This window comes from Rodentibacter myodis (assembly GCF_001999305.1).
In the GTDB taxonomy this organism is placed as follows: Bacteria; Pseudomonadota; Gammaproteobacteria; order Enterobacterales; family Pasteurellaceae; genus Rodentibacter; species Rodentibacter myodis.
The window spans coordinates 1-16913 of sequence record NZ_MLHQ01000030.1 but is presented as its reverse complement, the minus strand read 5'-3'; the positions used below and the strand labels follow the sequence as shown (position 1 = coordinate 16913).

The window sequence follows — 16913 nt, the reverse complement described above, 5'->3', positions numbered from 1 at the left end:
TGATTAACAATGGTTACACTACGGTTGATGTACCGGTAGCAGGTGATGGCGATATTACTGTAACAGCGAAAGTAACCGATCCGGCAGGTAATAGCTCTGCAACAGGTGATAAAACGGTGACTGTGGATACAAAAACACCGGGTGACAGCAATGGTGATGGCGTTGTTGATGGCAACGATGATTCATCAAATAACGTGAAATTACCAAATGGCCAAGAAGTACCACGCAATACTAATGGCGCACCAAATATTGTATTTGGTGAAGATGCAAATGGTGACGGCAAATTAAACGGCACTGAAATCACCGGTAAAGACGGTGTGGATAAAACACCTGTTTACATCACGATTCCGGATAACACCGAAGTAGGTGACAGCTTAATCGTTACTATTAACGGTGAGCCAACAACTATTCCTGTTACGCAAGAAATGATTAACAATGGTTACACTACGGTTGATGTACCGGTAGCAGGTGATGGCGATATTACTGTAACAGCGAAAGTAACCGATCCGGCAGGTAATAGCTCTGCAACAGGTGAGCAAACTATCACAGTGGATACGACACCGCCGGCAAGCCCGACGATCACCGTAAATAATGAGGGTAGTGCGACAGTAGATTTACCGGACGATGCGGATAAAGTGACGGTAACCGTCCCACAGGAAAATGGACCGGATAAAGAAGTAGTATTAACTAAAGATCCGAATGGTAATTGGACATCAAGTGATCCGAGTGTCATCCCTAATCCTGAAAATGGTAAAGGTAATGTAACGATTCCAAAAGAAAACATCAAACAGGGTGGTGAGATCACGGCTAAAGCGAAAGATGAAGCAGGTAATAGCACAACAGATACCGCTGATTTAGCAGATAAACCGACCATCGCATCACCGAATAATGACGGTAAAGTAACGGTTACACCGGGTAATGACAACAACAAAGTTGAAGTCAAAATCCCTACTGAGCCGGACGGTCAAGAAAAAACCATTACCGCAGAAAAAGATGCTGACGGTAACTGGAAAATGACTAACGATAATGGCTCTGGTGCAACTATCGATCCTGACACCGGTGTAATTACTATTCTAGCAGATAAGGTGAAAGACGGTGAACCGATCAACGCAACAGGTACAAACCCTGAAGGCAATAAAGCAAATGCCGACATCGTGAATGCAGGAACAGATCCGGTTACCCCACCAAGCACACCACGCATTCCGGGTGATGTTGATAATGACGGCGATGTGGATGACAGTGATGATGACGAGACCACCGAAAATGGCGCGCCGAAGTTAACCATTCCTGAAGCGGAAGATGGCGTCATCAACAAAGTGGAAGCAGAGTCCGACAACGGTGTACCAGCAGAAGTTACCTTACCGAAAAACACCCTAGCAGGGGATAAGGTAACCTTAACCGTCACCACGCCGGATGGCACATCAAAATCAATTACTCACGAAGTCACTCAACCTGAAGAAACCGCGAAAAAAGTGACGGTTACTATCCCAACCGCAGATGTCGCAAAAGATGGTGACTACAAAGTCACCGCGAAAGTGACCACACCGGAAGGTCAATCCAGCAAAGAAAGCACGGAAGTACCATTTAAAGTAGACCAAACCGAACCAACCATTAGTGTAAAAATTTCCGGAGCCGAAGATGGAATTATTAGTGCGGCGGAAAAAGAGGCAGGTGTGACTGCTGAAGTGACCTTACCAAAAACTGCAAAAGCAGGCGATCTTGTTGAAGTAGTCCTCTATAAAGCGAACGGCAATCCTATTATTGTTAAGGGATTAGTTAAAGATACAAGTGGCAAGTTAAGTATTCCGCTTAATAAAGACGACTTAGTTGACGGGGTAAGCTATCAAGTTGAAGCCAAACATTATAATGGTCCGAACGATCCAAAAAATTTAACATCAACCAGTGAGAAACAATCATTTGATGTGGATTTAAAAGCGGATAAACCAAACGTTGATCCACAACCAAATGGTTCAGTAACGATTGAACCGGGTAATGATAATGTTCATATTGAGTTAAAATTCAATGATGAAAATGAAACCCCGAAAACAGTTATTGCCGAACGCAAAGAGAGCGGTTGGGAAATCACTGATGCCGATGGCACGACTGTGTCCATCAAAGACGGTAAAATTGTAATTCCTGCGGCTCAGGTGAAAGATGAATCGACCGTGAAAGCAAATGCAAAAGATAAGGCTGGAAATACAAACAGTGATGATGATGAGGCACGTGATAATCCTGAACCTGTTCCACCAAAAATCACTACTCAAGTAATGGATAACTTGTCTGATGAGACAACAGGTGCAGATGCAATCTTGCAAGCATTGGATAAAAACGATCCGACATTGCCGACTTATAAAGGTGTTGTTGGTTCAAACGGCTTAACGATTGACACAAGCTCTGAAGAAAAACTTCAACTGATTAAATCATTATCAGACGGTTTAACCAACGATAATGCACACGATGTAAGTTTCACATTGGATGCAGCATTAGATCCGGCATACACAATCAAGTTCTACCGTGTTCAAGTTGAACAACAAATGATTGACAAGTTAGACAGTGATGGCAATGCTGTTAAAGATGAAAAAGGAAATGTAGTAAAAGAATTGCAAGAAGCGACTTTCAACCGTGTTGAAATGGGTGCAACTAAATCGGCAGACGGTTTAGCTTATACTTTAGATGCCGATGACTTACCGGAAACTTACGGTACGCAATATCGTTATATTGCAGAAGTAACTGACAGTAAAGGTAACGTGGTACAAACCGCCCGCCAAGATATCTATCTTGATACAATGGTTGATTCAATGGAAGTGACTTCAACTACTGCAGGTCAACAATCCGGTGCTATTGCTGCAATGACATTTAGTATGAATGGACGTTCTGAAGTGGGAGCAACTATTCGTATTACCTATAAGGATATGACAAAAACAGAACACACTGTAACCGCAACAGCGAATAACGACGGTACTTACTCGGTTGATTTCAGCAAGACAGGTGCGCTCAATCGTTATAACACTGACGGTATGCAGGTTGAAGTGATTGATGCAGCGGGTAATATCAGCACATCGAAAACAATGATGATGCGTAACCTATTCTCTGATATGACACTTGAGACAGGTCCGGATCCATCGGATGTAAGCCGCTTTAATATAGCAAATATTGCATTAAGTGCTTCTCCTCAAATCAGTAATGAAAACGGGTTCTTGTTTACTGATGGTAACGATCATTTAATTGTTGGTTTGGATGAATATAAGGATACTACCGTAAATGGTAATATGGCATCTATGATACTTGGTGGAGCAAGAACTTTTGCGACAGGTGCTGGAGATGACCATATCCAATTACGTGGTAATTTACAGACCTGGCGTGGCGGTAGATTAGATATGGGTGAAGGTAACGACAAACTCACATTTAATACTGCAGAAATCGGGACAGGTGGTCCATATAATATTGATATGGGTGATGGCAATAACCAAATTATCATTAACGGTGCAGTAAATAGAGGTGCAACCATTGTGGCAACTTTTGGTAGCGGTAATGACAGTGTGATTAGTAAATCTAACCTAGACGGTTCAGGTAGTTCTAATTATAACTTCGGTGACGGTGATAACCGTTTAGAAGTAGGTGGTTATATTACTCAAGCACAAACCTTTGCATTTGGTTCCGGTAATGATGTAGTTCAAGTGAATAGCAACATTGACTATGCAACACTTACCCTTGGTGAAGGTAATAACTTAGTCCAAATGGGCGGATACTTGCATTATGGTGCGACCGTTACAGCAGGCGGTGGCGATGATGTATTTGTTGCAAACCAACTCCGTGGTTCAGGAAGCACCAATGTAAACCTTGGTGGCGGCGATGACAGCTTTACCGTTGATACTTTGGCTAGAGCCTTCGGTAAAGTTGAATTAGGTGAGGGTAATGATACCGCAACCGTGAGACTTGCCGACGGTGGTACATTAGATATGGGAGCCGGTGATGATACCGTAAATATTGTTACGCTTTCATATACCGGTGTTGAGCTTGGTGAGGGTAATGATACGATCACGATTTCAGACGATCTCAATGGTTCGTCTTATCTTGATGGTGGTGAAGGTACAGATACATTGTATTTAACCAAGGCAGGCGGTGATTACTCAATGAGTTATATCCGCAATGTAGAAACCATTGATTTAACCGCAACAGGTCGTCAAAATCTTGATGTTAAATTAGATCACCTGACACAAAAGGATGACGCAATATCTCGCATCTTGATTAAAGGTACTTCAGAAGATACCGTTGATTTGGGCGCAAACAATAGCTTCAATGATTCGGGTAATGCCAATATGAATGATAATTCAAATGGTCTTGTCGGTGGTAACCTAGGTACTTGGGCGAAAGCGAAACAAGACGTGGTTGATGGTATAACCTATGATGTTTACACTTATTCAAGTGGAAGCCAAGGTCCATCCGATCAACTTGTTTACGTTCAACAAGGTGTTCAAGTTCTCTAATCTTACTGCTTAGAGACAATTAACCAAATCCCCTAAGGTTCTCTTTAGGGGATTTTTTTATAAAGTGCGGTCAAAATTTGAAATGTTTTCGCTATTATGGGGAAAATGTACAAAGAGAAAACAACGTGATTGCTAGGAACACCACGCTAGCCTCTATGATAAAAAATCATCTTCTCTTATTAGAAACAGTGAAATCCTTGATCTTAAGCATTTCCCCTTTCTTACTTTTCAGATAAGCTTCACAGCATTTTTTTCGATATTAGGTCGCAATACACCAGATAAAGTAATATGATTTTTGGGGTAATTAGGCTATTTTTGCTTTTATTCCTCGAATCACGTATTGTGCAATGGTTATATCATAAAAAATGAAGGTGGAAATTATGTTGGAACAAATGGGAAAACAAGCCAAAGAAGCGGCGTTTATTTTGGCTCAATTAACAACAGCAGAAAAAAATCGGGCTTTAGGCATTATTGCCGCGCAGTTGGAACAACAATCGGATTGCATTTTGGCGGAAAATACAAAAGACATTGACTTTGCCAATCAAAATGGTTTGTCAGAGGCACTCATTGATCGCTTGTTGCTAACACCGCAACGTTTGCAGAGTATTGCCGATGATGTACGTCACGTGATTTCCCTTGCCGATCCGGTGGGGAAAATTATAGATGGTGGTACGTTGGAGAGCGGATTGAAAATAGAACGAATACGCACGCCAATTGGGGTGATCGGCACAATTTATGAAGCGCGCCCGAATGTAACCATCGATGTCGCTAGTCTTTGTTTGAAAACGGGCAATGCGGTGATTTTACGGGGGGGGAAAGAAACCCAATTTTCCAATAAAATTTTGGTGGAAGTGGTGCAGAATGCGTTGGAACAAGCCGGGTTGCCAAAATTTGCCGTGCAAGCGATTACCGATCCAAACCGTGATCTTGTAATGCAATTATTAAAATTAGATCGTTATGTAGATATGATTATTCCTCGTGGCGGAGCGGGGCTACACGCACTTTGCAAGCAACATTCTACGATTCCGGTGATTGTGGGCGGTGTGGGTGTTTGCCATACTTTTGTTGAACAAAGTGCGGATCAAAATCAGGCTGTTTTGGTGATTGATAATGCTAAAACCCAACGTCCAAGCACTTGTAACACTTTGGAAACTTTGTTAGTGCAACGTAGTATTGCGGAGAGTTTTCTGCCGAAATTGGTCACACAACTTGCGCCGAAGAACGTAAAATATCACGCAAAATCGACCGCACTTGAGATTTTAAAACAAGCCGGTGCGGAAGTTAGCGAAGTAACGGAACAACAACTGCGTGAAGAATGGGGTTCACTTGATTTGAATGTGGTGATTGTCGAAAATATTCAGGCGGCGATTGAGCATATTCGTGAATATGGCACGCAACATTCCGAAAGTATTTTAACTTCCTCACAAACCTTGGCGCGTCAGTTTGTGAACCAAGTGGATGCGGCAGCGGTTTATGTGAACGCCAGCACCCGCTTTACTGATGGCGGACAGTTTGGTTTAGGGGCTGAAGTGGCAGTGAGTACGCAAAAATTGCACGCTCGAGGTCCAATGGGGTTAGAAGCACTCACGACTTATAAATGGGTGTGTGAAGGAAACTATACAGTGAGAATATAGCACTTTTTTAGCTACTTTGGGTTGTTAAAGGTTAGGTCTTGGTAACATTATCAAAGGATTAAATAATGTTCTTTTTACCATTTTGATTGTTAAGACAGTCGGTTGAACAAGGTTTATTATTGAGGAGAGAGGATAAACTCAATTTTGTCAACAAATTATTTGAAAAACAAGTTTGACTGTGTGAATATTCGCCTATCGTCATTCATTCTCTATATTGGAGTTTTCGTATGCGTGTTAATCCTCTCTTTTATCCCTCTTTTCTTGCTACGTTCATCTCTTTGGCATTAAATTCACACAGCTATGCTTCAATGGTTCGCGATGATATTCCTTACCAATATTTCCGAAATTTTGCTGAAAATAAGGGGCGATTTTTTCCTAATGCACAAAATATTCCCATCTTAGATAAAAATGGGCGGCAAGTCGGCACAATGATGGCAAATATATCAATGCCTGATTTTAGTGCGGTGAATCGTCAGTCTGGAATTGCCACGTTGCTTGCTCCTCAATATGTGACTAGTGTAAAACACAATAAAGGCTATAATGAAATTGAGTTTGGCTACGAAGGCTCAAATCCAGATGCACATTATTTTCCCTATCATATTGTGGATAGGAATGAGCATACTAAATATGATTTCCATGTTCCCCGCCTGCATAAATTAGTCACCGAAACAGCCCCTTTCCCGCTTACGTCTATTTCAGAAAATGCTGATGGTTCTATTAATGCTTCTGCCTACCAAAATCCAGCGCGTTTTTCGCAATTTGTAAGAATTGGTTCGGGAACGCAATGGACGAGAAATTCGCAAAAGAACCAAACCCTTTTGGCTTCGGCTTATCAATATTTGACGGGTGGCGGTGCATTAAAAATTAGCTCGTCAAATGAACATTTTCTTCTTTTTAGAAGTTCGGTGTTTGATACTACTTATGGTACGCCAGGTGATAGTGGTTCGCCATTGTTTGCTTTTGATAAAAAGAGAAATCAATGGGTGTTGATGGGAACACAAAATGTTTATAGTGGAGAAAATGGTGAATTAAACGGCTATGCTTGATGTTACCGAAATTTATTCAGCAGACCCAACGAGATGATGAGATTGTTTTTGAAAATAAAAAGAATAATGCGGTTTTCCGTTGGACGGCAAGTAGTGGGAACGGCAGTTTGACCGAACGAAATGGAAAGCAACGCTTTAGTATGCAGTTAGCAGATTCACAAGCCAATGAAGCTCAGGGTAAAACCCTGTATCTTTCTGGTAAAAATGGAACGATTATTCTTGAACAGAATATTAACCAAGGGGCTGGTGCGTTGTATTTTAATGGAAATTTCACCGTAAAACCGCAATCAGACCAAACTTGGCTTGGGGCTGGCATTTCCGTTGCTACCAATAAACAGGTCAATTGGCAAGTGCCTAATCCTAAAGGGGATCGTTTGTCTAAGATTGGGCAAGGAACGCTTTATGTCAATGGCGTTGGGCGAAATTTAGGCAATCTGAGTGTTGGCGATGGGAAGGTGATTTTGGCACAACGGGCGGATCATCAAGGTCAAAAACAAGCTTTTAATCAGGTGGGAATTGTGAGTGGTCGTCCTACGCTGGTGTTGAATGATGATGAGCAGATCAGGGGAGATAATCTCTATTTTGGGTATCAGGGCGGTAGGTTGGATTTAAACGGCAATACCATTTCTTTTACCCGTATTCAAAATGTAGACGATGGGGCAAAGATCGTCAATCACAATACAGCACAAACTGCCTATGTAACGGTGACGGGTGGCAGGGTGTTGTCAGCCAAGGATGTGGAATGGGTAGAACAAGGAAAAACATCACAAACAGCGACCGCACTTTATGAAGATTATCGCAATAATCGCCCTGATTATTACAGCTTGAAGAACGGGCAATCCCCAACTGCGAGTTTTCCACAAAATGCGATTGAACAACTTTTAACGCAACAGCGTGAAAAACAGCTACAACCTCTATTAAACGAGCAGGATATTGAATGGGGGCAATGGTCAAAACGCACCAAGGCAGAAGTGGGGCTTTATGAATATATTAATCCTCATAGACACAATCGCACAGACTATTTTATTTTAAAAGAGAACGGCAACCCATCAGACTTTTTCCCATTGGATCAAAATAGCAATAACTCTTGGGAATACATAGGTGGAAATCGTCAACAAGCCATTCAAACAGTGTTACAACGAGCGAATGCGAAAAGACGGTCAAATGTGCCAATTAATACCGCATTTGATGGTTATTTTGGCGAAACTGAGGCGAATAAGCCAAACGGTCCGTTAAACGTTATTTATAACACGCCTGATGATAGTTTCCATTTGATTTCGGGTGGAACAAATATTAACGGGAAATTCAACGTGTTAGGAGGAACATTATTACTATCAGGTAGACCACAACCGAGAGCGGTGACTTATCAAGATGGCAATATCAGGGAAGTATTTAGCCCAACGGAATGGCTTAATCGCACTTTTAAAGCTACAAATACCTATATTGGAAACGATGCCAAACTTTATATCGGACGCAATGTAAGCCAAGTGACGGGCAATTTTCATCTGCAAGATAATGCTCGTTTGCAAATTGGTGTAGTGCAGGGAGAAACGCCACAATGTATTCGTTCCGATTATCGGGGGAACTTAACTTGTAAAACCAACGTATATTTAGGGAAGCAGACGTGGGAAAGCTTGCCGACAACAAGGATTAACGGTGATGTTTATCTCAAACATAATGCCCAGTTTGTTCTCGGTAAAGCCCATTATCTCAGCACTATTCAAGCCAAAGACAACAGCCTTGTCCGTTTAACCGAGCCAAGTCGTTGGACAATGTGGAAAAACAGCCAACTGATTCATCTGAAAATGGAAAATGCCCGTGTTACGCTTAATCCAATGTTTGATTATACTAACGCGCAATCCGGGGTGAAAAGTTACCGCACTTTGACGATAAACGGAAATTTATCGGGCAACGGGCGTTTTGATTTTCTTACCAATCTTGCAGCTGCCCAAAGTGATCGCCTGATTGTGAATGGCGTGGCAAACGGTCGTTATCGGCTTGCTATTAAAAACACTGGGGCGGAGCCGAAAGCCGTTCAATCGTTAGATTTGGTGCAACTCAACCATCGCCAACAGGCACAATCTGACGTGAATTTCAATTTGGAAAATGGCTACGTGGATTTGGGGGCATATCGTTATGTATTGAGAAATCAAAATTATCGTTATCACCTTTACAGCCCCTTGCGTGATGCGGAAATGAGGCAAAATGACGATAGCCAACGTCAAGCGATAGAAGCTGAACTAGCCCAAGCTAAGCAATTATGCCAAGCCGCAGGACAATCGAAAGAGGTATGTCGTGCTATTCAACTTACTTCGGCGGAGGAAGATGTCGTGGCGGTAGTACAGGCGAAGGTGGTACGTTTAACCGAATCCTATCAAACTGCATAACAACACCTCGTTGATGCACAAAATGAAGCGGAGCAATCAGACGTCGCGTTAATAGGCGATGAAGCGTTATCCGAAGATAAAAGGCAAAAGGTGATGGCAGAAGAAGGTGTGATGTCTTTTGAGCCTGAGCAATCTATCTCTCAAGCTCAAGGCATCAGCCGCTATGCCAATGCGGCGTTGTCCGATTTTAATGCACAAACTCATCAGCTATTGCAAATGAGCCGCCGTCTTGATCAGCATTTACTCGATCATCGTCAATCTAATGGCAATGTGTGGGTACATACTGAGAGCCAAAAAAATAAAAATAGCTCAAAAAATTACCGCACTTTTGAGCAAAATACCCACCTTACTCAAATTGGTGTGGAAACCAGCAGCGAACAAAATATCCAACTAGGTGGTATTTTATCGCAATCTGTTGCCCATAATGATTACGATCAGGGGAATGGTCGTTCCCGTTTGATCGTTGCGACAGGCTATGTAAAAGCCTACCACCAAAACGGACTATGGGGTTCATTAGATATGAATATTGGACGAGCGAAAAACCAGATTAAGTTAGATGATGAAAAAAACAATTTTCAGCGTGATTTCTATGCGTTAGGCGCAAATGTTGGTGTGCAACGACAAATATTGGGCATTGATTTACAATCTGCCATCGGTCTTCGCTACTATCATATTTCTGCGGTCAATTATGACTTAAACCAAGCTGAAGTTGCTGTTAAGACTGCTCGTCCATTTAATTATCACCTAGGGTTAAAATTAAGTAAAACCTTTGAGTTTAAAGATTTTTCCCTTACTCCATCATTAGCAGGTTATTATGTCAATCATTTATCTAAAAATGGCACAATAAATCGAGTTAAAGTCAATAATCATAGGTTAAATCAACCGTTTGGATATTCTCTTGGTTATCAATTAGGGCTTGCTGCACGGTATAAACGTTGGGAATTGAGTGGAAATTGGGAATCTATTTTCACTAAGGAAACAGGAAAGCAGACTGCCTTGATGCTAGAAATAAGGTATTATTGGTAATACAAAAGCAATAGGGCTATGCCACTTTTTGAAAATAAGTAAATTTTAACTGTACTTCGGCATATCTATCGGTCATTTTTAGGAGAATTTAATGAAAAAACTACTTTCTTTATTTGTAATTATTGCGATTTTAGGAGGAATTGTCTTTGTGCAACCTTCCGCAACGGCAGACAATGCTGATGATGGAAAACGGAATTTTGTGGTTGATATGGTGGCAAAATATTTTCCTTTTGAAGCAGAAGATTTGGTGGCGTGGTATGACAAAAATATTGTCTATGCGGATAATCCAACGGATCAATCCGTTACGTTTAAATTAGACGGTAAAGAAATCACTCTTACAGCCCATCAAACACAAAAGTTGATATTAGAACCGGGGAAACACCAATTACAACTGGCTGATGGTAAGACGATTGAATTGGTTCAAAAAGAGGGGGCAAATCGTTCTATTTTAAATCCTACCGGTTCGCCTTATTTCTTTTGGAAAACTATTTATGGCTCGGTGAGTTTGCCGATTGAGTACAAAATGGTCACGATTGATGGTAAAACCTATGAAGGTCCTTTTGAACTAAGCAACGGGTATTTAATCACCCGTGTGGGCAATCAACCTTGGCGTTTTGGCTTAGATGAACCGATTCCTGAAACGATTTCGGTGAACAATGATCGCAACAGTTATACCTTAATTTTCAATAAAGCCTATCGCTTGCCCGATTTTATTAAAGCTTACCCGATGTTATCGGCACAGTAAAAAGGGATGATGTATCAACGCACCCTATTTTTTATTTCTTTTTCTTCGGTAATTTGTCTTGGTGAGCGGGTGTGAGTTCTTGATAGTTAAACACTGGTAATCCCCACTCAAATCGGATAGCGAGAACCCGCAAGGTGAAACTGGTCACTAAGGTGATTAACACGGCGAGGGTATGTTCTATCTCAAAGGTGGTTAAAACTGAATAAGTGAGTGTGGCGAATAAGGACACGCTGGCGTACAGTTCTTTTTGAAATACAAGCGGAATGCGGTTGCAGAGCATATCCCGTAACACGCCACCGAATGCACCGGTGATACAGCCGGCAATACAAACGATAGTGATGCTGTGTCCCATGTCCATTGCAATTTGTGCACCAATGATGGAAAAAACTACTAGTCCCATTGCATCTAATACTAAAAAAATGGTGCGGAAGTAACGCATAAAATGGTTAATAAAAGGAGCCACGTAAACGGTGATAATCGCAGCACTTGCAACGATTAAAAAGTATTCGGGATGTTTTACCCAGCCCAGGGGGTAATGCCCTAGTAGTACATCACGCACTGATCCGCCGCCGATTGCGGTGACAGAGGCGATAATGATCACCCCGAAAATATCCATTTTTTCTCTGCCGGCAGCCAGTGCGCCGGTCATTCCTTCGGCGGTAATGCCAATAATGTATAAGATGCTGAGTAGCATTAGAGTTCCTACAAAGTGCGGTCAAAATTGTGTCCATTCTACTTTAAAACAACGTGGATTTTTAGCATAATGCTAGATTATTTTTCACTTATTTGAATCACTATGTTAGAACAATCTTCAAAATTTCTCGCTGTCTTGCTGTCGTTAGTTTCAGTCGGAATAATACTTGCCATTGATCTTTTTATGTTTTTGTTGCAATCGCCATCCCAAGCTATTCCTCATTTAAGTTTTGGTGTATTAACAGCACAGTTGATCACTTTGCTTGTTTTCTACAAAGGTGAAATTTGCCCGGGACAGCGTGGGCGTTTGATTCAGGCAAACTTACCCTTTGCGTTATATTGGGCGGTAGGGTTAATCCTTAGTTTACTGCCAAACTCTCACAATACGCTTGCGAATGTAATGAGCGTGTGTGGCTTGTCGGTAGTGTATTTTATTTGGAAGCAACCGAAACAGGAAAAACTTCGCAATAGCTTTCTTTTGATGGCGGCATTGGTGGCAGGTTTAGGAATGTTGAGTTATTTTATGGCATTGAGTTTGTTGCCCTTTTCCACATTTGCCCAATATAACCCTGTTGCCCTTATTTTACTGGGTGTCGTGCTTGCTAACTTAATGTTGGTGATTGCACGCAGCCGTTTGCAGGGCTTTATCGCTTTGCTCCCCTTGGCAATGATTGTTTTACTTGCACTGAATGCCTTGACGATCTTTATTTTCTTATGCTTAAACGGCTTGGAAAGTGCGGTCAATTTTGAAAGTGTTTTGGCTTACGGCATCTATTTTCTTTGCCATTTTGCCATTGCGGCTATTTTAATGGCGCATAGTTTCCAAAAATGGACATTAAACGCCAATACCTTATTTATTCTACTTTTTATTACGGCGTGTTTGCCGTTATGGTTGGAGTTTATTTGATGAAAAAACAATCTTATGCCGCCCCTATTTTGGTGGTGGGCTGTGTTTTATTTGGATTAGGCAGCCTTATTGTAAAATTTGTCCCGGTAGGGGGATATGCTATTGCTTTTTGGCGGCTGTTAATTGCGTCAGCGATTTTTTGGTTTTTAATGAAATTAAAACGCCAACATTTTCCCAAAAGTAAAAAAGCGATTTTTTATGCCATATTGTCCGGTATTTTCCTTGCCTTTGATCTTGCCTTTTGGCACGAAAGTATTTATGCCGTGGGGCCGGGTATTTCAACACTGCTAAACAGCTTACAAATTTTTTGTTTAGCCGCCATCGGGTTTATATTTTTTGCTGAAAAACAAACCAAGTTACAATTATTGAGTTTATTGCTTGCCGTAGCCGGCGTGGCATTAATTGCCGGTGAAGAATTACAGCACAATATTGAGGGGATTTATGGCATTGTGATTGGTTTTGCTTCTGCTGTAATGTTGGCTTGTTCAATGGTGATGATAAAAAATGTTCACCAAGAAGAGCCTACTGCTTTATTTCCTTTAATGTTAATTATTAGTCTCAGTGGTGCGTTGGTGTTGATTATTCCTTCATTGATATTCAATGCTGAGAACCTCTATCCGACCACTTGGCAAGATTGGGGATTGATCGTCATTTATGGCGCGGTGATGCAATGTGTTGCTTGGGGAATGATGGCGTATTCCATTCCGTTGCTTTCTTTAGGATTAACAGGATTGTTGCTATTAACAGAGCCTGTGGCGGCATTGGTGATCGACTATTTTTATTTAGATAAAGAGATTAATCTTTGGCAGTGGCTGGGAGCGGCATTGACATTATTTGCTATTTATTTGGGATCGGTAAGGCGATGATAATAGTGTGTTATGTAATGAATTATCCTTGGAAAAAGTAGGGATGCCATATTGGCGTCCGCAATATGCGATATAACAATGCCAAAGTGCGGTGAATTTTAACCGCACTTTTATCACTTATGCCAATGTTGCAAAGGCAATATCGGCAGCTTCTAAGGTTTTGGAGATATCTTCATCCGTATGTGCCAAAGACATAAAACCCGCTTCAAATGCGGAAGGGGCGAGATAAACACCTAAATCCAACATTTTATGGAAGAAAATTTTGAATTTTTCGGTGTCGCATTTCATTACTTCTGCATAGGAAGTCACCTCTTTTTGATCCGTAAAGAAAATACCGAACATTCCCCCCACATAATTTACTACGAAAGACACATTGTGCTTTTTCGCCAGTGCTTTTAAACCTAAACAGAGCTTTTCAGTTTTTTCTGCAAGTTGTTGCTCGTTGCCGGATTTTTTCAATTCGTTCAAACACGCCAACCCCGCTGCCATTGCGATTGGATTGCCTGAAAGCGTTCCTGCTTGGTACACAGGGCCTGTCGGTGCAAGGTATTCCATCACGGCTTTTTTCCCTCCTACCGCACCAACGGGCATACCACCACCGATGACTTTGCCAAGCGTGGTAAGATCCGGTGTTACGCCATAATAAGATTGCGCCCCGGCAAGTGCCACTCGGAAACCGGTCATCACTTCATCAATAATCAAGAGTGCGCCATATTGATCGCAAAGTTTGCGTAATCCTTGCAAGAAACCTGCTTTAGGCGGAACGCAATTCATATTGCCGGCAACGGGTTCAATAATGACACAGGCGATACTGTCAGGGAATTGCTCAAATAATTGTTTGACCGAATCTAAATTATTGTATTCTGCGGTTAGAGTATGTTTGGCGAAATCTTCCGGTACGCCGGGGGAGCTTGGTTGTCCGAGCGTTAATGCACCGGAGCCGGCTTTTACTAAAAGTGAATCGGAATGACCGTGATAACAACCCTCAAATTTTAAGATTTTATCGCGACCGGTGTAGCCTCGTGCAAGGCGAATAGCGGTCATTGTGGCTTCTGTGCCGGAACTGACCATTCTCACCATTTCAATGGAAGGAACCAATTCACAAACAAGCTCGGCAAGATCAATCTCTAAGGGGGTTGGTGCGCCAAAACTCAACCCGTTTTCAGCCGTTTTCAGCACGGCATTTAAAATGGCAGGGTGATTATGTCCTAAAATCATTGGCCCCCAAGAACCAACATAATCAACATATTGTTTGTTATCGGTATCGTAGATATAAGCACCTTGCGCTTTTTGAATGAAAACCGGCGTGCCGCCTACGCCTTTGAATGCGCGAACCGGTGAATTAACGCCACCGGGAATAATTTTTTGGGCGCGGGAGAAAAGTGCGGTTGAATTTGTCATTGTTTTTTCCTTGCGTGTAAAAATGCGGGTATTGTACTGAAAAACACAGGCTTTGTTAAAAATATCTTTCTTGTCAAATTTTCCTTATGCTATCCTTTGCAAAAATTTATGAAGGTTCAGTTATGTTAAGTCTTATTGTTACTTTTATTGGGGCATTTCTAACATTAATTGTTATGCGTCCGATTGCGAATCGAATTGGTCTGGTGGATAAACCGAATTATCGTAAACGCCATTTGGGAGCGATCCCGCTTATTGGCGGTGTATCACTTTTTATGGGCAATCTTTGCTATTACCTAATGGAGTGGGATCAGCTTCGCCTGCCTTATTTATATTTGTTTAGTATTTTTGTTTTACTTGCCATTGGTATTTTGGATGATCGTTTTGATATTAGTCCATTCTTACGGGCTGGGATCCAAGCAGTATTGGCGATTTTGATGATCGATTTAGGCAATGTTTATCTTGATCATTTAGGGCAAATTCTTGGCCCGTTTCAGTTGACGTTAGGATCAATTGGTTTAATTATCACGGTATTTGCGACCATTGCGATTATTAACGCCTTCAATATGATTGACGGGATCGATGGCTTATTAGGCGGTTTATCTTGTGTCTCTTTTGCTGCGATTGGTTTTTTGATGTTCCGTGACGGGCAGATGGATATGGCGTATTGGAGTTTTGCTTTGATTGCCGCAATGTTGCCTTATTTAATGTTGAACTTAGGGATTCCGTTCGGCCCGAAATATAAAGTCTTTATGGGGGATGCGGGCAGTACATTAATTGGGTTTACGATTATTTGGATTTTGTTACTCAGTACACAGGGAAAAGGGCATCCGATGAATCCGGTGACCGCACTTTGGATTATAGCAATTCCGTTGATCGATATGGTTGCGATCATTTATCGCCGTTTACGCAAAGGAAAAAGTCCGTTTCGTCCCGATCGTTTACACGTGCATCATTTAATGGTGCGTGCTGGGCTGACTTCTCGCCAAGCATTTTTATTAATCACGTTTGTTTCTGCCATTTGTGCAATGATTGGTATTCTTGGCGAAATTTATTATGTCAATGAATGGGCGATGTTTGTTGGTTTTTTTATGCTTTTCTTTCTTTATGTTTATTCCATCACAAGAGCGTGGCGGATAACCCGCTGGATTAGACGTATAAAAAGAAGGGCAAAACGTTCAAAAGCATAGTGTCAAAGGGGAGGCTATAAACTCCCTTTTTCTTTATGTAAGAACGGAAAATTTATAAAATCTATACAAATTGAGCAAAAAATTATCTCTTAAAAAAAAATTAGAAAAAAGTGCTAGACAAGATATTTTGAAATCATTAATATACGCCCCGCAACGACGCAGCACGCGTTCGTAGCTCAGTTGGATAGAGCGTTGGCCTCCGGAGCCAAAGGTCGCAAGTTCGAATCTTGTCGAGCGCGCCAGGTCAGTGCATTGAAAACAAAATCTATGGTGGCTATAGCTCAGTTGGTAGAGCCCCGGATTGTGATTCCGGTTGTCGTGGGTTCAAGTCCCATTAGCCACCCCATCAAATATCGGCGAGTAGCGCAGCTTGGTAGCGCAACTGGTTTGGGACCAGTGGGTCGTAGGTTCAAATCCTATCTCGCCGACCAATTTTTGCTCTTTAACAATATATCAGACAATCTGTGTGGTCACTTTTTGATTGACTTATTTTAAAATAATTTTTAATTTTGAAGTCTTAATATGTGCTTAACT

11 protein-coding genes and 3 tRNA genes are annotated in these 16913 nt (G+C 41.6%); 12 read left to right on the top strand and 2 right to left on the bottom strand.

Annotation, left to right across the window (positions count from 1 at the left end; all coding sequences use genetic code 11):
- The 6 genes from BKL49_RS12365 to BKL49_RS10735 form a co-directional block, all read left to right on the top strand.
- A partial coding sequence (locus BKL49_RS12365; protein ID WP_077425322.1) for an Ig-like domain repeat protein occupies positions 1-4487 on the top strand: 4487 nt, incomplete at its 5' end.
- A 380-nt stretch (positions 4488-4867) separates the two neighbouring features.
- On the top strand, positions 4868-6121 hold the full coding sequence (gene proA / locus BKL49_RS10755; RefSeq protein WP_077425320.1) for a glutamate-5-semialdehyde dehydrogenase: 1254 nt from the start codon (positions 4868-4870) through the stop codon (positions 6119-6121).
- A gap of 227 nt (positions 6122-6348) precedes the next feature.
- Entirely contained in the window at positions 6349-7167 is an 819-nt protein-coding gene (locus BKL49_RS12835; RefSeq protein WP_077425318.1) for a S6 family peptidase, read from the top strand.
- The gene (locus BKL49_RS12830) at positions 7167-9554 is read left to right on the top strand and encodes a pertactin-like passenger domain-containing protein (RefSeq protein WP_077425316.1); all 2388 of its coding nucleotides are present in this window, start codon (positions 7167-7169) and stop codon (positions 9552-9554) included. Before BKL49_RS12835 ends, BKL49_RS12830 begins: the two co-directional genes overlap by 1 nt.
- A 93-nt stretch (positions 9555-9647) precedes the next feature.
- Positions 9648-10580 (top strand): autotransporter outer membrane beta-barrel domain-containing protein, encoded by a 933-nt coding sequence (locus tag BKL49_RS10740; protein WP_077425314.1) that lies wholly within the window; start codon positions 9648-9650, stop codon positions 10578-10580.
- Positions 10581-10671: 91 nt separating this feature from the next.
- Positions 10672-11325, top strand: coding sequence for a hypothetical protein (locus tag BKL49_RS10735; protein WP_077425312.1), 654 nt, complete (start codon positions 10672-10674; stop codon positions 11323-11325).
- A 31-nt stretch (positions 11326-11356) separates the two neighbouring features.
- Here BKL49_RS10735 and BKL49_RS10730 read toward each other — a convergent pair whose 3' ends face one another.
- On the bottom strand, positions 11357-12019 hold the full coding sequence (locus tag BKL49_RS10730) for a trimeric intracellular cation channel family protein (protein ID WP_077425310.1): 663 nt from the start codon (positions 12017-12019) through the stop codon (positions 11357-11359).
- 102 nt (positions 12020-12121) lie between these two features.
- Here BKL49_RS10730 and BKL49_RS10725 point away from each other — a divergent pair, with 102 nt between their 5' ends.
- Both BKL49_RS10725 and BKL49_RS10720 read left to right on the top strand, forming a co-directional pair.
- On the top strand, positions 12122-12925 hold the full coding sequence (locus BKL49_RS10725) for a hypothetical protein (protein ID WP_077425308.1): 804 nt from the start codon (positions 12122-12124) through the stop codon (positions 12923-12925).
- Complete coding sequence (locus BKL49_RS10720) at positions 12925-13791, top strand: DMT family transporter (protein WP_077425306.1); 867 nt, start codon at positions 12925-12927, stop codon at positions 13789-13791. The genes BKL49_RS10725 and BKL49_RS10720 overlap by 1 nt, the downstream gene beginning before the upstream one ends.
- Positions 13792-13908: 117 nt before the next feature.
- Here the strand turns inward: BKL49_RS10720 and hemL are convergent, their stop codons facing one another.
- The gene (gene hemL, locus BKL49_RS10715; RefSeq protein WP_077425304.1) at positions 13909-15192 is read right to left on the bottom strand and encodes a glutamate-1-semialdehyde 2,1-aminomutase; all 1284 of its coding nucleotides are present in this window, start codon (positions 15190-15192) and stop codon (positions 13909-13911) included.
- Positions 15193-15314: 122 nt separating this feature from the next.
- On the opposite strand from hemL, the gene wecA reads away from it, so the two are divergent.
- The 4 genes from wecA (at position 15315) to BKL49_RS10695 (ending at position 16810) form a co-directional block, all read left to right on the top strand.
- Entirely contained in the window at positions 15315-16379 is a 1065-nt protein-coding gene (gene wecA, locus BKL49_RS10710; protein WP_077425302.1) for a UDP-N-acetylglucosamine--undecaprenyl-phosphate N-acetylglucosaminephosphotransferase, read from the top strand.
- A gap of 165 nt (positions 16380-16544) precedes the next feature.
- Positions 16545-16621, top strand: a tRNA-Arg gene (locus BKL49_RS10705).
- A 28-nt stretch (positions 16622-16649) separates the two neighbouring features.
- A tRNA-His gene (locus tag BKL49_RS10700) sits at positions 16650-16725 on the top strand.
- A gap of 8 nt (positions 16726-16733) precedes the next feature.
- A tRNA-Pro gene (locus tag BKL49_RS10695) sits at positions 16734-16810 on the top strand.
- The last annotated feature ends 103 nt before the right edge of the window (positions 16811-16913 follow it).